This is a genomic window from Hoylesella timonensis 4401737 = DSM 22865 = JCM 15640 (assembly GCF_000455445.1).
GTDB lineage: Bacteria > Bacteroidota > Bacteroidia > Bacteroidales > Bacteroidaceae > Prevotella > Prevotella timonensis.
In genome coordinates, this window is sequence record NZ_HG417095.1 from 99,154 (window position 1) to 118,688 (window position 19,535).

At 42.7% G+C, this 19,535-nt stretch carries 15 protein-coding genes; 5 read left to right on the forward strand and 10 right to left on the reverse strand.

Translation table 11 applies throughout. The annotated features are described in order from the left end of the window. Positions 1 to 37: 37 nt before the first annotated feature. From BN35_RS07170 to BN35_RS07215, 10 genes are all read right to left on the reverse strand, one after another. Positions 38 to 1,429: a bifunctional UDP-3-O-[3-hydroxymyristoyl] N-acetylglucosamine deacetylase/3-hydroxyacyl-ACP dehydratase gene (locus BN35_RS07170; RefSeq protein ID WP_025071535.1), complete on the reverse strand. Its 1,392-nt coding sequence runs from the start codon at positions 1,427 to 1,429 to the stop codon at positions 38 to 40. Position 1,430: 1 nt separating this feature from the next. After that, entirely contained in the window at positions 1,431 to 2,492 is a 1,062-nt protein-coding gene (lpxD, locus tag BN35_RS07175) for a UDP-3-O-(3-hydroxymyristoyl)glucosamine N-acyltransferase (protein ID WP_025071536.1), read from the reverse strand. A 794-nt stretch (positions 2,493 to 3,286) separates the two neighbouring features. Beyond that, positions 3,287 to 4,453, reverse strand: coding sequence for an aldose epimerase family protein (locus BN35_RS07180; protein WP_028900839.1), 1,167 nt, complete (start codon positions 4,451 to 4,453; stop codon positions 3,287 to 3,289). A 97-nt stretch (positions 4,454 to 4,550) separates the two neighbouring features. Continuing rightward, complete coding sequence (gene galK, locus BN35_RS07185; protein ID WP_025071537.1) at positions 4,551 to 5,711, reverse strand: galactokinase; 1,161 nt, start codon at positions 5,709 to 5,711, stop codon at positions 4,551 to 4,553. Positions 5,712 to 5,811: 100 nt separating this feature from the next. Continuing rightward, positions 5,812 to 7,095, reverse strand: coding sequence for an MFS transporter (locus BN35_RS07190; RefSeq protein ID WP_044071341.1), 1,284 nt, complete (start codon positions 7,093 to 7,095; stop codon positions 5,812 to 5,814). Positions 7,096 to 7,340: 245 nt separating this feature from the next. Further along, the gene (locus tag BN35_RS07195) at positions 7,341 to 8,432 is read right to left on the reverse strand and encodes an aldose epimerase family protein (protein WP_025071539.1); all 1,092 of its coding nucleotides are present in this window, start codon (positions 8,430 to 8,432) and stop codon (positions 7,341 to 7,343) included. Between the two features lie 97 nt (positions 8,433 to 8,529). Further along, complete coding sequence (locus tag BN35_RS07200) at positions 8,530 to 9,852, reverse strand: bifunctional folylpolyglutamate synthase/dihydrofolate synthase (protein WP_025071540.1); 1,323 nt, start codon at positions 9,850 to 9,852, stop codon at positions 8,530 to 8,532. 51 nt (positions 9,853 to 9,903) lie between these two features. Further along, positions 9,904 to 11,076: a molecular chaperone DnaJ gene (dnaJ, locus tag BN35_RS07205; protein ID WP_008123988.1), complete on the reverse strand. Its 1,173-nt coding sequence runs from the start codon at positions 11,074 to 11,076 to the stop codon at positions 9,904 to 9,906. Between the two features lie 44 nt (positions 11,077 to 11,120). Then, on the reverse strand, positions 11,121 to 11,732 hold the full coding sequence (locus BN35_RS07210; RefSeq protein WP_025071541.1) for a nucleotide exchange factor GrpE: 612 nt from the start codon (positions 11,730 to 11,732) through the stop codon (positions 11,121 to 11,123). Positions 11,733 to 11,842: 110 nt separating this feature from the next. Then, positions 11,843 to 13,456, reverse strand: coding sequence for an ABC-F family ATP-binding cassette domain-containing protein (locus BN35_RS07215; RefSeq protein ID WP_025071542.1), 1,614 nt, complete (start codon positions 13,454 to 13,456; stop codon positions 11,843 to 11,845). 126 nt (positions 13,457 to 13,582) lie between these two features. Between BN35_RS07215 and BN35_RS07220 the strand changes: the two genes are divergently transcribed. From BN35_RS07220 to BN35_RS07245, 5 genes are all read left to right on the forward strand, one after another. Continuing rightward, positions 13,583 to 14,530 carry an RluA family pseudouridine synthase gene (locus tag BN35_RS07220; protein WP_025071543.1) on the forward strand — a complete coding sequence of 316 codons (948 nt, stop codon included), beginning with the start codon at positions 13,583 to 13,585 and terminating at the stop codon, positions 14,528 to 14,530. 485 nt (positions 14,531 to 15,015) lie between these two features. Beyond that, the gene (locus tag BN35_RS07230; protein WP_036893193.1) at positions 15,016 to 16,047 is read left to right on the forward strand and encodes a hypothetical protein; all 1,032 of its coding nucleotides are present in this window, start codon (positions 15,016 to 15,018) and stop codon (positions 16,045 to 16,047) included. Positions 16,048 to 16,885: 838 nt separating this feature from the next. Next, entirely contained in the window at positions 16,886 to 17,236 is a 351-nt protein-coding gene (locus BN35_RS07235; protein WP_025071546.1) for an NADH-quinone oxidoreductase subunit A, read from the forward strand. Then, on the forward strand, positions 17,227 to 17,922 hold the full coding sequence (locus BN35_RS07240) for an NADH-quinone oxidoreductase subunit B (protein ID WP_025071547.1): 696 nt from the start codon (positions 17,227 to 17,229) through the stop codon (positions 17,920 to 17,922). The genes BN35_RS07235 and BN35_RS07240 overlap by 10 nt, the downstream gene beginning before the upstream one ends. 16 nt (positions 17,923 to 17,938) lie before the next feature. Next, positions 17,939 to 19,510, forward strand: a complete 1,572-nt coding sequence (locus BN35_RS07245) for an NADH-quinone oxidoreductase subunit D-related protein (protein ID WP_025071548.1) — start codon at positions 17,939 to 17,941, stop codon at positions 19,508 to 19,510. Positions 19,511 to 19,535: the final 25 nt, after the last annotated feature.

Below are 19,535 nucleotides of genomic sequence, written 5' to 3' on the forward strand. Positions count from 1 at the left end.
TAGGGCAGAGTCGTGGGTTTGAAGACCTTGCTCCATACTATTTGGTTTTGACAATCTGTGCAGTGAAAGTGGCTTCGGAGACTACCGTATCGCCCACAAAGGCGTAGCCTCGCATGGTGCTGATGCTATGTCTAACGGGCTGAATCATCTCTACACGGAATATCAAGGTGTCACCGGGAACTACCTTTTGGCGGAATTTTACATTATCTATTTTAAGAAAGTAAGTAGACCATCGTTCTGGTTCTTCCACTTGATTTAATACTAAAATGCCACCACACTGCGCCATGGCTTCAATTTGCAGAACGCCTGGCATTACAGGCTCTTTGGGAAAATGTCCCACGAAGAACGGTTCGTTGCTTGTAATGTTTTTCACACCTACGATACTGTACGACCCCATGGCAATGATTTTGTCGACAAGCTGCATGGGATAACGATGAGGCAGCAGTTGGCGAATGCGAATGTTGTCCAACAATGGCTCTTCATTGGGGTCGTAAATCGGAGCTTGTATCTCGTGTTTACGAATCTCCTTGCGCATGAGTCGGGCAAACTTGTTGTTTATGGTATGTCCTGGACGAGTGGCAACGATGCGTCCCTTGATGGGCTTTCCTATGAGTGCCATGTCACCAATGATGTCCAGAAGTTTGTGACGGGTACACTCGTTCTCCCACATCAACGGCTTGTGCTGAATGTAGCCAATCTTGGTGGCATCCATATGGGGAACTTTCAATATGTCTGCAAGCTGGTTCAGCTTGTCCTGCGACACCTCACGCTCGTAGATGATGATAGCGTTGTCCATGTCTCCGCCTTTAATGAGATTGGCTTCCAGCAAAGGAACAATGTCGCGAACGAAGACAAAGGTTCGGGCAGGAGCTATTTCGTCCCCATAGTTTTCGATGTTGTCTAAGGTAGCAAACTGGCTGTTGATGAACTTTGACTCAAACGAACACATGGCTGTGATGCTAAACTGCTCGTCAGGTAAGATAGTAATGCACGACCCCGTCTCCTCGTCTTTTACCTCTATCTTCTTGCGAATGATGTAAAAGTCTTTGGGTGCATTCTGTTCTACGATTCCTACTTGTCTGATTTTGTCAACATACATAGCAGCCGAACCGTCAAGAATAGGAAATTCTGGTCCGTTTACCTGAATGAGACAGTTGTCAATGCCCATGGCATACAAGGCAGACAAACCATGTTCTACCGTAGATACCCGCACCTCTCCATTAGCCAAAACCGTACCGCGTTGCGTGTCTACCACTTTTTCAGCAACAGCGTCTATGATGGGTTGGTTTTCTAAGTCTATGCGTTGTATCTTGTATCCAGTATTCTCTGCAGCAGGGTTAAAGGTAACTGTCAAACTAAGACCAGTGTGTAAGCCTTTGCCACACAATGAAAAGCTACCGTTAAGAGTTCTCTGTTTGATTGTATCCATTTTATTCTTGATTGTTGGAAACCAATTTGTTCGTGGTTTTCTTTAATAATTCTATTTCCCTTTGCAACTCGTTGAGTTGTTTGTACATCTCTGGTAATTTGCGGGCTACGGCATGGGAGCGAAAGAAACGTATTTGTTCCATAGGAGGAGTACCCATGAGTTGTTGATTGTCCTTCAAATTTCCTGGTACACCCGATTGTGCACCGAGGTACACTTTGTCGCCAATGGTAATGTGACCTGCTATACCTACCTGTCCGCCAAACATGCACCATTGTCCTATTTTTGTAGAGCCAGCTACACCCACTTGCGCACTCATCACTGTATGCTCGCCAATCTCGGTGTTGTGGGCAATCTGTACAAGGTTGTCTAATTTAACACCTTTTCTAATATACGTGCTGCCCATGGTCGATCGGTCTACACAAGTATTGGCACCAATCTCTACATGGTCTTCAATGGTGACAATTCCTATCTGAGGGATTTTATCATATCCATCGCTTGTTGGAGCAAACCCAAATCCGTCGGCTCCAATGACACACCCCGCATGCAAAATGACATGGTTGCCTATTTTGCAATCGTGATAGACCGTTACTTGGGGATAGAAGAGACAGTCGTCTCCCACGGTAACGTTGTCACATAGCACCACATGCGGATAAATCTGTGTGTTGTCCCCCACGACAACGCCCTCGCCAATAGAGGCAAAGGCACCAATATAGACATTCTTACCAATCTTGGCTGTTGGTGCTATGGATGCCAAAGGGTCGATACCTGTCTTATGCGTCCGCATAGATTCATACAGTTGCAACAGCTTGGCTATTGCATCGTAGGCATTCTGAACCCAAATCAGGGTGGTTGAGACGGGACGGTCTATTGTAATTTTGTCATCTATCAAGACGATAGACGACTGGGTGTTGTAAAGATATTGTGTATATTTCGGATTTGAAAGAAATGAAATAGTACCTGTCTTGCCCTCTTCAATTTTAGAAAAGTTATGAACGCTTACGTTTTCATCTCCTTCTATTCTGCCATTAATATATTGTGCTATTTGCTGAGCAGTAAATTCCATGTTAGATAATCCCAATTTTAATTATTTTGCAAATATAGTTATTTTTCTGCAGACTGTAGTTGTAGAATTGTAATATTTTAGTTTTTTCGATGAAACATCCCATACATGCGCACGTCTATTAAAATTATTTTTGTAAAAAAAGATGACAATAAAACGGCTCTTGAAAAGTTGTGAAATAGAAAAAGAAAAGTAGAAAAAAGCAGGTATATTTGACATTTTTCGACAAATAAAGTGCTAATTTTCAATTAGAGCATTGAGTTAATACGACTATTACATGTGAATAGTCGCACTATTGAGCCTATTTTGAGACACAAACTCATTGTTACAACACGATTTTTTATTGCTTTTTGGAGCCAAATAAAGATAAAAAGAGACATTTATTACATTCTTTTTGTGATAACATATTGATAGTCATATCATTACAAAACTTTCTCATAATTCGCGTATTTGCAACCAGCCGACAGTTTGTTTCAAAATATGCGAATTATACAAGCATGTTTGTTAAATAAATTGACAGTTATTTTTTTGTTTATCAGGTCTTCTTGAAAGACAAACGAAGTTAAGAAATGAGGCATGATAATCTACATTGACCTGTCCTCTGTTTCCTCTGTTTCCTCTGCAAGTGTATTTTCATCGGAACTCTCGTAGGCGGTGAGGTCTCGCTAATATTGCAGATATTGCAAAAAAGAGGAGTGCCTTTTTTGACACATCCCCTTCGACTGATTTGTAGAAACTATTATATTTTGGATAGCGCAAGTAGTTAGTTCCACCCATGCCTATCGCTTAGACTTTATTTAGCGAATGCTAAATCGATAAGCCACATGATTGAAATATTTCTCACCGGGTTTGAGATATGGTGAAGGCCAATTCTTCTTATTAGGCGAATTGGGATATTTCTGTGGCGCTAAGCATACGGCTGCACGCTGTGGATAGGCGATGCCTTTCTTGCCCACTACACTCCCTGAGAGGAGATTTCCAGAGTAAAACTGTAAACCAGGCTGGTTGGTAAACACCTCCATATAGATGCCCGATTCAGGTGAGTACAGACTGGCTGCCACCTTTGTGTCGTCACCCTTGCCATTGGTATAGGTGTTGAGTACATAGTTGTGGTCATAGCCATTGGCATATTTGATTTGTGTAAAGGTTGTGTCACCAATAGTTTCAAAGAGCGGATGGCGTTTGCGGAAATCCATAGGCGTGCCATAAACGGACTTTATCTCTCCCGTTGTCATCAATGTGCTGTCGCAAGGAGTGTAGTTGTCTGCATTGATATACAAAATCATGTTGGTGCCTGCCTTTGACGGATCACCCGAGAGATTGAAGTACGAGTTGTTGGTCATATTGATTACCGTCTCTGCATCGGTTGTTGCCTCAAATTGTATGTCCAGCGTGTTGTCATTCTTCACAGTGTAAGTAACTGTAGCAGTTACATTGCCAGGGAAGTTATTGTCGCCATTGGGGGAGTGAAGGCTCAATTGTAAGGTGGAATCGTTTAATTGTTGACCTTCATAAATTGCGTATTGCCATCCCGAGGGTCCTCCATGCAGACAATGTCTGAAACTGTTTTGTGGCAATTGTATCTTTTTACCTGCAACGGTGATTTGTCCTTTGTTGATACGGTTAGCATATCGACCAATGACAGCTCCAAAGTCGCTGGCGTTGTGAACGGTGTCGGCATATTGTGCGATGTTGTCAAAACCCAGCACCACATCGGTAGCGATGTCGGCTTTATTTGGCACGCAAATAGAGACAATGCGTGCGCCGAAGTTAGTTACACACACCTCCATGTCATGACTATTTTTTATCACAAATAGTTTCATGGGTTTTTCATGAATGATGGTATCGAATTTGGCAGGATTGAGTCCCGAAACGGTGAGGTTCTTATCATTGCCACTTGAACATGCTGCAAACAATGTGGCAACAAAAGCGATGGTTAAAAATATCTTACTTTTTAGCTTCATGGTTGATAGTTTTGAATCATTTTATTTTTGTAGATAAACAAAAAAAAATATCTGTTGGCGACAAATGAGCCAACAGATATCTTTCCATAAAAGTTAATTAGCAAACTTTGTGTGAGCCTTGGCTAATCACAACATCATAAATTTCAGGTTTCTTTCCAAATTTGGCAGCATATTTCTCTGTTACATCTGCTACAAATTTGTCATGAATCTCGTCTTTTACAAGGTTGATGGTGCATCCTCCGAAGCCGCCACCCATAATGCGACTACCTGTGACTTTGTTTTCTTTAGCCACTTCGTTGAGGAAGTCAAGCTCTTCACATGATACTTCGTAGTCTTTGCTTAAGCCCTCGTGTGTTTCGTACATCTTCTTGCCAACAGTCTCATAGTCGCCAGCTTGCAGTGCATCGCAAACAGCCAAGACGCGGTCTTTTTCTCCCAAAACAAAGCGAGCGCGGCTGTAGTCTTCTGCTCCTACTTCATCTTTTACTTCTTCTAACTGCTCCCAAGTGCAATCGCGTAGCGTTTCAAACTTGCCTTCAGGATGCTTAGCAGCAATGTGCTTCACTACATTTTCACAAGATTTGCGACGGTCGTTATATGGCGAACCAACCAACTCGTGCTTAACACAAGAGTTGACCAACATCAACCTGTACCCTTTAGGATTAAAGGGGAAGTACTCAAACTCGCGACTACGGCAGTCTAAGCGCATCAGTTTTCCTTCTTGTCCAAACACACTGGCAAACTGATCCATGATGCCACAGTTCACACCTACGTAGTTATGCTCGGTAGCTTGACCTGCCAAGACCATATCCCATTTGGACACCTTGTTGTCGCCAAACAAGTCATTAAGTGCAAAAGCGTAACAACTCTCGAGTGCAGCAGACGAAGACATGCCTGCGCCCAAAGGAACATCTCCAGAGAAAGCAGTGTTAAAGCCTTTCACCTCTACGCCTAATTTCTTCATTTCCTGCACGATGCCATAGATGTAGCGTGCCCAACTGGTACGTGGTCCTTGTGGATCGTCCACCTTAAACTCAACGCGATCTTTCAAATCGATAGCATAACACATAATCGTGTTGCTGCCATTGGGCCTAATCTCTGCCATGATGCCCTTGTCTACAGCACCGGGAAAGACAAACCCACCATTGTAGTCGGTGTGCTCGCCAATAAGGTTAATACGTCCGGGAGAGAAATAAATATTTCCAGTTTTACCATCAAAGTGTTTGATAAAACGACTTCTAACGTGATCTATATCCATATTATATATGTTTAAGGGGTTAATAAATTTCAGTATGTCAATCATCAAAAAAAGCTGAACGCATGCGTTTGCATGCACTCAGCTTATCGCTTATTCTTATTTAATCTACAGGAATGTCTTTATTCACATTCTTGCTTCCTACGAGTCCATAGTAGAGCAGATAACCTAACATGGCTACAATCAACCAATAACTTGAAATGTAATCATTCAAAGAGGTTGCTATCTGGTCTTGGATGAATGGCATTACACCACCACCAACGACCATTGTCATGAAAATTCCTGATGCAGGAGCAGTGTATTTGCCTAAGCCTTCTGTTGCTAAGTTGAAGATGCAGCCCCACATAATAGAGGTACAAATACCACAAGCGATGATAAAGAAGCATTTAACAGGAACATTCACACCATGGAATGTAACGGACGAACTTTCAGGAAGTAATATGGCAATGACTAATAGGATGATGCCTAAGGCAGAAGTGGAAATGAGTTGTGCTCGAGAAGAGATTTTACCACTCACGAAACTACTGATAAATCGACCCACCAACATCAAAAGCCAATAGATGGCAACGATACCACCGGCGATGGCAGCAGCTCCAGGGAATCCTAATTTCGTGATGTAGAAATTGAGTTCGGCTGGTACACCCACTTCAATACCTACATAGAAGAATATCGCGATTACGCCCAAAACGAAGTGTCGGAAGTTCCAAGGACTATGCTCGAACGTTACGCCCGAAGCAGTTGACTGTGGTTCTGGTATGGTGACAAAGGCGATGATAAGGAATGTAACAGCAAACACAGCCATGGCAACCCACAGTAGTGGAGTGACATCGTTCATACTGGTTTTGTCGGTAACCTCTCCAATCAGCACACCTACGAAAAACGGAGTCAATGTAGCGGTGAGCGAGTTAAGTGTACCATCCGTCTGGATGAGTTGGTTTCCGCGGTTGCCGCCACCACCCAACAGGTTTAACATGGGGTTCACAACAGTGTTTAACATACAAACACAGAAACCACAAATGAAAGCTCCTATCAGATAGATGATGAAGTTGAGCATCACAGGATTATCTTGGATAGTGAACATTTCACTGCTTCCACCAAAGATGCTTGATAGATATTGGATAAAAAGTCCAATGAAACCCACAGCCATAGCAATGAGTGCTGTCTTTTTATAACCGTACTTCACCAACATCTTACCTGCAGGAATACCCATGAAGAGATAAGCTAAGAAGTTCATGAGGTTTCCCACCATGCCTGCCCAAGAGTAGGTCTTACCCCAAATATTACCAAATGGGGCGGCAAGATTTGTTACAAATGAGATCATCGCAAAGAGGAACATCATTGAAATAATCGCAACAATGACGCCATTTTTGTTTGTCTGTTTTTCCATTTTTACTGTTAAGAGATTTTAATTATTTATTTTTAGTTATTTCAGATAGGGGAGGGAACTGTCAACACATGTCCTTTTGTAACGGGTATTTTAGGTTTGTTCTCTCGGTACATCAATCTCAACTATTGTTTAGTCCATTCGATAAACCGTTGTGTTTCTTCCTTTATTTAGTAGAAAGTCCAATTTCTTGGCACGGTCTCAATCAATTCATGATAAGGCTAAATGACGAATAGGGTAATTGATGATTATGATTTGACAGAAAACTTATAAACTGTTTTTTGCTTATACTCTTGCCCTGGTTCTAAGACAACCGAAGGGAAGTATGGATGATTGGGTGAGTCGGGGAAGTGTTGAGCTTCGAAACAAACTGCACTTCGTCTTGGGAATGTAGCTCCATGTTGCCCTTGATAACCGTCTGCCCAATTGTCAGTATAGAGCTGAACGCCCGGTTCTGTGGTATAAACTTCCATGACACGACCGCTCTTAGGATCGGTAAGTCTGGCAGCAAAACTCAATTCGCCTTCTTCTTTCTTATTCAATACAAAGCAGTGATCGTAGCCAGCACCATTCTTTATCTGCTCGTTTTCGGCTTCTATGTCTTTTCCAATGGCTTTAGGCTGACGGAAATCGAATGGTGTACCCTTTACGAAGCGAATCTCGCCCGTAGGAATAGAGGTCTCATCGATGGGGATGTAATAATCGGCATTGATTTCACAAATCTGCTCTTCTACCGTTGGAGTTGGATTTGCGATGCCTGACAATGAGAAGAAGCCGTGATGCGTTAAGTTGATAATGGTTTTCTTGTTGGTAAAAGCTAAATATTCAATAACGAGTTCGTTATCGTCAGTGAAAGTATATTCAACAATGGTTCTCACTTCTCCCGTGAATCCTTCTTCGCCATAGGGACTTACATATTTCAAGACAAGCGTTTGCTCGTTCATTTGTTGTGCCTCCCAAACCTTGGCATTAAATCCCTTTTTGCCGCCATGCAAACTATTGGGACCATTGTTGATGGGTAGATTATATTCTTTACCGTTGAGCTGAAAACGTCCCTTGGCAATTCGATTGCCATACCGTCCAATTAACGTAGATAGGTAAGGCTCTGGCGAATCAATAACCGCTTGAATATTATCGTGTCCTTGAATGATATTTGCCAGTTTTCCTTGTTGGTCTGGAACCATGATAGCAACTACAGCGCCACCATAATTCGTAATGGCAACTTCATTTCCATTTTGATTCTTCAGAACGTACAAATCTGTCTTTTTGCCATCAATTGTTGTCTGAAAATCTTCACGTTTCAGCCCACAGCAATTATTTGCGTCACTTGTGTTAGTCATATTTATAAGCTTTTAGTCATTTTATTGTACTTGCAAAGTAACTGAAAAAAAATGAATATGACAAACGAAAGTCTTAAAAAAGCTGGACAATCAGATGTTAAATACCCTTAAATCGCTTCCTTTCTAAAAAGGTTAGCAAATCGGCAACAATATAACTGCTACCTCCGACAAACACAAAATCATTTGGATTGGCTTGCTTTAAGCAGGTGGAATACGCTTCTCGAACAGTTCGATACTGCTGTCCTCGAAGCTGATTGGAAGCCCCTGCCTTGGCAATTTCCTCCACAGGAAAAGCTCTCTCTGTCGAGGGTTGTGTCCAATAGTACACCGCATCAGCGGGCAACATCTTCATAATGGTCTGGAGATCTTTGTCATCAACCATACCAAAGACGATTCTGAGCGTCTCGTATTTCTGTTGTTGCAGCTGTTGGCTCAGATAGTTCCAGCCTGCCACGTTGTGTCCAGTGTCACAATAGATGGCTGGTTGAGTGGAAGTTTGCTTTTGCAGACACTGCCATCTTCCCATAAGTCCTGTGGTCTGCATCACATTTTTCATGCCTTGTGCTAAACTTTCGGGATGTTTAAGAATGTGCATTTGTCGTAAAACTTTAACGGCAGCGAGTACGGTGTTGGTATTCTTGTCTTGATAACAGCCTGTTAAATCTCCTCGCAGTTCTCCGAAAGACAGGGTCTTGTAAATGCGTTGTTGCGAAGGAACATCATAGGTTGAGTGCAAAACCTCTGGTGCATCCTCCGCAAAGATAATTGGTGCATGTTCTTGTTGCGCTTTTTTCTCGAATACAGGTCTTGTCTCGGGGAGGGCTTCTCCTACAACAACAGGAACGTGGGGTTTGATGATACCTGCTTTCTCACCTGCAATCTTTGCCAAGGTGTTGCCCAAAAATTGCGTATGGTCAAAGCTAATATTTGTAATTAAGGAGAGTTCTGGGGTGATGATGTTAGTGCAATCCAACCGTCCACCAAGCCCCACTTCGATGACAGCAATATCTACTTGCTGGTCGGCAAAATACTTAAACGCCAATGCGGTGGTCAGTTCAAAGAAAGAAGGGTGGAGGGGTTCGAAGAAATCCTTTTCTTCTTCTACAAATTTAATAACAGTCTCCTCGTCTATGCACACGCCATTGATGCGAATGCGCTCTCTAAAATCAACCAAATGCGGTGAGGTGTACAAGCCCACTCGATAGCCTTCGGCTTGCAAGATAGCAGCCAAGGTGTGCGAACAGGAGCCTTTTCCGTTGGTTCCTGCTACATGAATGGTGCGATACTGACGATGCGGATGCCCAAAGTGTTCGTCTAAAGCAATTGTGTTAGATAACCCTTCTTTATAGGCAGACGCCCCAACCTTTTCAAAGACTGGGGCTGCGTGAAACAGATAATCAATAGTTTCTTGGTAATTCATAAGGCAATCAATGAATTAAGTCATTCTTGTGCATGAAGAGTTTCATGTACCTTATTCATTAAAATAGTTTCTAAACTTCTTAAAGATAGACTGCTTTGTGGCGTAGTCACCCTTAAAATTGTCACTGGTGCGCAGGCGTTCTATCGTTTCCTTTTCATCTCGGCTCAAGGTCTTGGGCACATAGATGCTGATGTTCACCACCAAGTCACCTCTTCCAGAGCCATATCCCTGCACTGCAGGAAGTCCCTTGCCTCTCAAACGAAGCGTTTTTCCGGGTTGAGTGCCTGCTTCTATTTTTATTCTTACACGTGTATTCTCCAACGTAGGTATCTCTACCTCGCCTCCCAAGGCAGCAGTCGGGAAGTCAAGCAACAAGTTGTAAATAATGTCTTGACCGTCTCGGATAAACGTGTCGTTGGGTTGTTCTTCTATCAATACCTGAATATTTCCCGTAATTCCGTTTCTTGGACCAGCATTGCCCTTGCCTGGAACATTCACTACCATGCCTTCTGCCACGCCAGCTGGTATCTTAATCTCAACGATTTCCTCGCCTTTCACCACACCTGTGCCATGACAGTGTTGGCATTTGTTTTTGATAACAGTGCCCGCACCATGACACGTAGGACATTCTGACTGTGTCTGCATCATGCCCAACATGGTTCTCACGGTCTTTACTACAACCCCTTGTCCGTGACAAGTAGGACAAGTTTGTGTACCACTTCCTTTCTCTGCACCGCTACCATTACAGTGGGTGCAGGCAATATCTTTCTTTACTTTGAACTTTTTGGTAACACCTGTGCTAATCTCTTGTAACGTGAGCTTTACCTTCAAGCGCAGGTCGGCACCTCGATATTGTGGTTGTTGCCGCTCGCCAGCAGTGCCACCGCCGAAGCCACCAAAGCCACTAAAGCCGCTGTGTCCGCCGAATACGTCGCCAAACATCGAGAAGATGTCATCCATGGAGAAGCCTCCACCGCTGAATCCTTCAAATCCTCCTCCGCCTGGCGCATTGAAGCCAAACTGGTCGTATTGTTGTCTTTTTTTCGGATCATGAAGTACATCGTAAGCTTCCGCAGCCTCCTTAAACTTCTCTTCCGCCTCTTTACTTCCCGGGTTTTTATCGGGATGATATTTTATAGCTAACTTTCGGTAGGCCTTTTTTATTTCATCTTCTGAAGCATCCTTGTTCACACCAAGCACTTCATAATAATCGCGTTTTGCCATTCCTTCAATGTTTTGTTTTTTAGATTCTATATCGTTATCTTATATTACTGTCCTACAGCAACTTTCGCGTGTCTGATAACTTTTTCATTGAGCGTATAACCCGTTTGTACACAGTCAATCACTTTGCCCTTTTTGTCGTCTTCAACATTGGGGACCATCGCTACTGCCTCATGAAAATCTACGTCGAAGGGTTTGTCTTGCGTTTCAATTTTTTTCACGCCCAATCCCTCCAGCGTTTTCAATAGCTTCTTAAAGATGAGTTCCCAACCCTCTTCAAGTGCGTGAATGTCATCTGTCTTATTCGCATTGGCAGCCGCTCTTTCCATGTCGTCCAAGATAGGAAGGATGGCAGATACAGTTTTCTCACTGCCGTTGAAGATGAGTTCAGCCTTTTCTTTCTGTGTTCTACGCTTAAAGTTTTCAAACTCTGCCACTGTACGTAGATACCGATCTTTGAGTTCTTCGATTTGTGCTTGTGCCTCAGCTAATGGGTCTATGGTGGGTGTTTCGCCTTGCTCCTCGGGTTGGTTGTCCGTGGCAGCAGCTTGCTCTTCCACTTTCTTTTCGTCCATTACTGTGCCAGCGTCCATCTCTTCGTGCTGTGTATCAAGCTTCTTTTCTGCTTCTTGCTCTTTGTGTTTATTTCTTTTGCTCATAATCAATATTTATTATTACCTGTCTTAAATATCAGCAAAAAGCTTGCCAAGTTTTTCTTTACTTGTCAAGCCTTGCTTTTATTGTTCAAACCATTAAAATGTTGTGTTGCTTACTGGTACATCTTCTCTTTGAGTTCTTTGATTTGATCATCATAGATGTATTCATCGTAATTCATCAATTTATCAATGGTGCCCTTTGGTGTCAGTTCGATGATGCGGTTTGCCACGGTTTGGATAAACTCGTGGTCATGACTCGAAAAGAGGATGTTGCCTTTGAACGTCACCAAATTGTTGTTAAATGCCTGAATACTCTCCAAGTCCAAATGGTTCGTGGGGGTGTCTAAGATGAGGCAGTTGGCATTTTTCAGTTGCATACGAGCAATCATACAGCGCATTTTCTCGCCACCCGAGAGCACGTTCACCTTTTTTAATACCTCTTCACCCGAGAACAACATGCGTCCTAAATATCCTTTCATCACCACTTCGTTGCCTGTACCAAACTGGCTGAGCCAATCGACTAAGTTCATGTCTGATTCAAAGAATTCGGCATTGTCGAGTGGGAGATAGGCGGTAGTAATTGTTACTCCCCAGTTATAGGTCCCAGCATCGGGCTCACGATGACCATTGATAATCTCGAATAGAGCGGTCATGGCTTTGGGATTATGGCTTAAGAAGACCACCTTCTCATCCTTTTCAACTGTAAAGCTCACGTTGTCGAACAATACGCTCCCATCGGTGTCGAGAGCTTTCAATCCCTCAACTTGCAGGATTTGGTTGCCGGGTTCACGTTCCATTTGGAAGATAATGCCAGGGTATTTACGACTGGAGGGGCGAATTTCCTCCACGTTCAATCGCTCCAACATCTTTTTGCGCGAGGTTGTTTGCTTACTCTTTGCCACATTGGCAGAGAATCTGCGGATAAATTCTTCCAACTGCTTGCGCTTCTCTTCGGCTTTCATCTTTTGGTTCTGTGCTTGACGTAATGCCAATTGTGAACTCTCGTACCAGAACGAATAGTTGCCCGAGAATACGGTCACCTTACCAAAGTCGATGTCTACGGTCTGTGTACTCACGGCATCTAAGAAGTGACGGTCGTGACTAACCACTAACACCGTCTGCTCTATGTTGCTCAGGTATTCTTCCAACCATTGTACCGAATCTAAGTCAAGGTCATTGGTAGGCTCATCAAGTAGTAGATTTTCGGGATTACCAAACAGTGCCTTTGCCAACATCACACGCACCTTTTCGTTGTTTGACAACTCGCTCATAGTTTTGGTGTGTAATGCCTCGCCAATGCCTAAGTGTTGTAACAGTTGGGCAGCATCGCTTTCTGCCTCCCAGCCATTCATCTCTGCAAACTTCAATTCCAAGTCAGCAGCACGTGTACCGTCTTCTTCCGACATCTCGGGTTTGCTGTACAAGGCTTCGCGCTCCTTCATGTTCTTCCACAAAGGTTCGTGACCCATCAAAACCGTGTCCATGACTAAATATTCGTCATACTTAAAGTGGTCTTGTTCAAGTACCGACAGTCGTTCGCCCGGTCCTAACTCTACGCTGCCTTTTGTGGGCTCTAATTCGCCACTGATGGCTTTGAGTAGGGTGGATTTACCAGCACCATTGGCACCGATAATGCCATAGATGTTGCCGTGAGTGAATTTGATATTTACATCTTTATAAAGGACTCTCTTGCCAAACTGAATTGCAAGATTTGAAACTGTTATCATGTTCTTTTACCTTATTTTATATAATTTGAGCGCAAAGGTAAACATTTTTATTGATAATTGTTAAACAAGCGTTTATAAATTCACGAAAAATGGTATCTTTGTATCAACTTTCAAAATGGATGATGAATGAACTCAAACTTCTCCAACAAGGATTACCAATGCTATGTCGTTGAAGAGACAGACACGCTCCTGAATTGGTTGCTCAATCATGTGACGCATCTCAGTAAGTCAAAGCTCAAAGCAACATTGGCTGGACGTGGCATTATTGTCAATGGTAAGCAAATCACCCAGTTCGATTATCCCGTGACGCCAGGCACCAAAATAGCTATCAGTAAGTCGAAAAAGAACACACTCTTTAAGAGTAAGTATGTTAAGATAGTTTACGAAGACCGCTACTTGGTGGTGATAGAAAAGCAAGCAGGCATCCTTTCCATGGCGGCAGGACATGCCTCGCTGAATGTCAAAAAAGTGCTCGACAGTTATTTCAAACAGAGCAAACTGAAATGTACTGCGCATGTGGTGCATCGACTTGACAGGGATACCAGTGGACTCATGATATATGCTAAGGACATCCAAACCGCCCAACTGCTGGAACATGACTGGCATCACAACGTGTACGATAGGCGATATGTGGCAGTAGTGTCGGGCGAAATGGAACAAGATGAGGGCACCATTGCCAACTGGCTCAAAGACAACAGGGCGTACATCACTTATTCGAGTCCAGAGGACAATGGGGGAAAGTTTGCAGTGACGCATTTTCACACCTTGAATCGAACAACAGAACATTCGTTGGTGGAGTATCGATTAGAGACAGGACGCAAGAATCAGATACGTGTACATTCGGCAGATATGGGGCATCCCGTATGTGGAGACCATAAATATGGCAATGGCGACAATCCCATCGGGCGTCTTTGTCTGCATGCTTACGTGCTGTGTTTTTATCACCCCGTTACGCACCGTCCCATGGAGTTTGAAACCCCCATACCACCAGCGTTCGCACATTTGTTCAAGGCTGGCCGCAAGAATCAACCTTACTCAGGGCGGACAGCGCATGAGTTCAATGAAGTAGAATGAAATAGTTAAAATCATGTTTTCGAATATTAGTTTTTATATCTACCTACTAATAGCCATTATTGTGGGTGCCTTTTTGTTGAAGAAAATAACGAGTTGTTTATTAAAAATAGTACTCTTTCTCGTGTTTGTGGCTTTGGCAGTATGGCTATATTATGCGTTTTTCGCATAAATCGTCTCCTGCTGATGCCCCTGCTTTGGGACTTTCAGTGTGCAAGATAGTCTCAAATCCCGCTCTCATGGCGCGCTCTTGGATGTATGTTTTTTGAACTTTCAGCCCGTATTCATGGTGTTTTTTTCTTTTTATATTGCCTTGTAATTGGTAATATACCATTAGATTTTTAAATCATTTTTGAAAAAACAACTCGTTGTTAATGCCTTGATTTATATCAAGATTTTATTTTAGCTTGCAGGACTTTTAGAAAAAATAGTTACTTTTGCGGACTATTTGAATAATTTTATCAATTAACAACAACATTTTTTTATTTATGAACACAAAATTACAATTATTTTGCGCAATCATTCTATGTTTTACCATTGGACGGAATACCGCATTTGCAGCCGATAACGGTATGAGTATTCAAAAGACAACAAACGTGGAAGAAAAGTCTAATCCTGCTAATATCGCCTTCGATGCGGTGGCGACTCGTTCAACAACGAACAATAACGAAATACCAGAATTAGAGTTATCATTAGTGAGATTATTATTGACCCATGAAGGTGTGGGATATCCAAAGCCAAAAGCCAAAAGTCGTCTTGCCTTAAAAAAAATTTGCGATGCACCAAAAACACACACAACAGAACAATTATTGAAAGCCAGATATGACTTTCTTAATGATACGGATGTAGAAATGCCAGTGAATGGTAAACGCTACACCATTAAGTTCTATGGTATTGGACAAGACATATTTTTGCTTGATTATTCTGATGGTAAGCTGTCTACGCGTAAAGTTGCATTAGGAGATGTTCCCAACGAGTCGGCATGCTTCACGGCGCATGTCTTGAAGAATGGAAAAGTTGCTTTCAAGACTATCGATAACAAGTGGTTGAGTTATCCTACCAAGACGCCTGCTCCCGATTGGCTTAAAGATTTTGCTCCTAATGGTGTAACCAGCAAATTGGACGAGGCAGCCAACGGACTTGAATTGCAAAAGGCTGGTCAAGCAGCACATGTTAAATTCGAAAATCCGCTTAATCTTTTTGGTAAGTTCTATATTAAATCTAAAAGAGGAACTCACACCAGCACTAATCAAGCGGTGCAAGGCATTTGGGTGTTAAAAACATCGGATAATACCTTTGATGGTGCAAGCGACCCTTACTATAACGAAACCTTTTCGTCTGTAATACTTATCCAACCAGTGACGGTAACCACAGGCATACAGCAGATAGAAACCACTGTAAAACGCCCCAGCGAGAATAAAATCTATACGCTGTCAGGACAACGTGTATTTGTAGAAAAACTCTCTGACCTGCCACGTGGCATTTACATTGTAAACGGTAAAAAACTATTGGTACAATAGTTCTTCATTCCTCCTCAAATTGCATCGTTGCACTTTCTACAGTTCGTTGATGCAATTTGAGGAGAAATTATGTCATTTGCAGTCCGTCCTTAAAACGTTCTTCTAATTGCCTACGGATGACATTTATTTTCAATCGCTTTTCAACAAGGTTGCGATTACTCTTATATATGTAAAATTTTTTGCTTGTTTTCAAGTGCATTTTCCCCCTGTTAAAGCATTGAGATAAGCCTAAGAAAATTGCTCGAGTTTTCTTTGTTTTAGAATTTTGAAGGCGTCAAAACAGTGAGTTGTTCCTTTATCTTATTGCTTCAACCTGCTTGTCTCCATGCTTTAGTCGTGCTAAATGATTACAATAGCACCCTTATTGCATGATTCCAAGACGCCAAAATCACCCTTTTTGATGCTTAAAGCATAGAGATAACCTCTGTGGTTTCTACTTGAAATTTCGTAAGTATCATTATATCAGTAGTTTGCAAAATTCGCATATTTGGCGTCAACCATGAGGTTGGTTGAAAATATCGCCAGGATTTTGCCCTTAAATCCGTGAGTTTTCTAATGTTTCTTGTAAAGATTTTTCTGATTTTTTATGCCATCAAATACCACCTTTCTTTTGCTTTTGTTGGAGTGAATTTGTTGGTAGTGGCATGTGGGTTGTGTTGTCCCGATAATAAAATATTCACTTGGAATTCATGTTTTGCAATCTGAAGTTAGCAATTTAACCTATTTTTTTTGTTCATATCTTGTAAAAATCTCAAAATAATGATTAACTTTGCATCGCATTTGAAAAATGTATGTGTTTCGACAGAAAGCGAGAACAATTATAATTATAATAATTTTTATGAATTTTACTTTATTCGTTACCGTTTTGTTGACGGCCGTAACCTTGGTAGTGGCAGCTTATGTCATTGCAAAGTTAATTGGTCCGCGCTCGTATAATGCGGTAAAAGGCGAACCCTATGAGAGTGGTATCCCAACGAGAGGTTCTTCGTGGCTTCCCATGCACGTTGGTTATTACCTCTTCGCTATCCTTTTCCTCATGTTCGATATCGAGACTGTACTGCTCTATCCATGGGCGGTAGTTGTGCGAGATTTTGGAGCTATGGCTTTGGTTAGCATCGGTTTCTTCCTCATGGTACTTGTCTTAGGCTTGGCTTATGCTTGGCGGAAAGGAGCTTTGGAATGGAAATAAAGAAACCGTATATCAAGAGTATTCCTTACAAGGAGTTTAAGGACAACGAATCGTTGGAACGCATTGTTGACGAACTCCATGAAGGAGGCGTGAATGTTGTCACAGGTTCGCTGGACCAATTGATTAACTGGGGACGTGCCAACTCGCTCTGGAGCTTGACATTCGCTACCAGCTGTTGCGGTATTGAGTTTATGGCAGTGGGATGCGCTCGTTACGATTTCGCTCGTTTCGGATTTGAGGTCACACGTAACTCTCCACGACAAGCCGACCTGATTATGTGTGCTGGAACCATTACCAACAAAATGGCACCTGCTTTTAGGCGTTTGTACGATGAAATGGCAGAACCCAAATACGTCATTGCGGTGGGTGGATGTGCCATTTCTGGTGGTCCGTTTAAGAGCAGCTATCATGTGGTAAGAGGAATTGATGAGATTGTTCCCGTTGATGTCTTTATACCGGGATGTCCGCCACGCCCAGAGGCTATCATGTATGGTATGATGCAGTTGCAGCGCAAAATCAAAGTAGAAAAATTCTTCGGAGGTGTCAACCATAAGCAAGAGGCTCACCACCACGGATTGAGTAACGCAGAGGTGTACCAACAAAAACTGAAGGAAAACAAGCCTATCGTAGTGACTCACGTTCCCGAAGACTTTCATCCTCAAGAAGAGTTAGAACATCAACATTAAATAAGGTATATCGGATATGAAATTAGAAAATATAGAAATTGCATTCAGTAACTTGGCACAAGAGATGTCAAAACTGAAGAACGACAAGCATTTCGATTACCTTGTTACCATTGTTGGCGAAGACTTTGGCGAAGAAGGGTTAGGATGTATTTATATTTTAGAAAACACAAAAACTCACGAGCGTACATCGGTTAAGGCGATAGCGCAGCAAATAGGGGAGGAGTATGTTCTCGATACCGTTTCCAACCTATGGAAGGCTGCCGATATCTTAGAGCGTGAAGTTTACGACTTCTTAGGTATTAAGTTCTTGGGGCATAAGGATATGCGCCGTCTTTATTTGCGCAATGATTTCAAGGGCTATCCACTTCGTAAGAACTTCGATGTCTCGCCCGAGAACAACCAGTACACTTTGGAAGAGGATGTGGAGTTGGATTACACGTTCCAATATTCGCTCGACAAGAACGGTAACTTGGTAGAGACTCGCGTTCCGTTGTTTACAGACAACGATTTCGTTATCAACATTGGTCCTCAACACCCCAGTACGCACGGTGTACTTCGCTTGCAAAGTGTGTTGGACGGTGAAACCGTGAAGCACATCTATCCGCATTTGGGATATATCCACCGTGGAATGGAGAAGATGTGTGAGGCGTACACCTATCCTCAAACCTTGGCGTTGACCGACCGAATGGACTACCTCAGTGCCATGATGAACCGCCATGCGTTGGTGGGCGTCATTGAAGAGGCGATGGAGATAGAACTGACCGAGCGCATACAGTACATCCGTACCATCATGGACGAGTTGCAGCGTATCGACTCGCACTTGCTATATTTGGGTTGTTGCGCACAGGATTTGGGTGCTTTGACAGCCTTCTTGTACAGTATGCGCGACCGTGAACATGTGCTGAACGTTATGGAGGAGACTACAGGTGGACGACTCATCCAAAACTATTACCGCATTGGCGGTTGCCAAGATGATATCGATCCCAACTTTGTAGAGAACACCAAGAAACTGTGTGCTTACCTCAAACCCATGCTACAAGAGTACATAGATGTGTTTGGAGATAACGTCATCATGCAACAACGCTTCAAGGGAATTGCGCCCATGAATCTTGAAAACATCATTAGTTATGGTGTGACGGGTGCTTCTGGACGTGCTTCTGGCTGGAAAAACGATGTGCGCAAGTATCATCCTTATGCCATGTACGACAAGGTGGAGTTTGAGGAAGTTCTCAACGAGCATTGCGATTCGTTTGGTAGATACCTCAATCGTATTGAGGAAATCAAGCAAAGCATTCGCATCATCGAACAACTCATTGATAATATTCCAGCAGGCGACTTCTATGTAAAACAGAAGCCAATCATCAAAGTGCCTGAAGGACAATGGTATTTCTCATGCGAAGGCTCACGCGGTGAAATAGGAGTTTACTTGGATTCCAAGGGAGACAAGATGCCTTACCGCTTGAAATTCCGTCCTATGGGATTGAGTCATGTCGCTGCCATGGATGAGATGTTGAGAGGACAGAAGATAGCTGACCTTGTTACTGCAGGTGCGGCGCTCGATTTTGTCATTCCAGATATTGACAGATAGCAGGTATATAAGTTGACAACTTGTA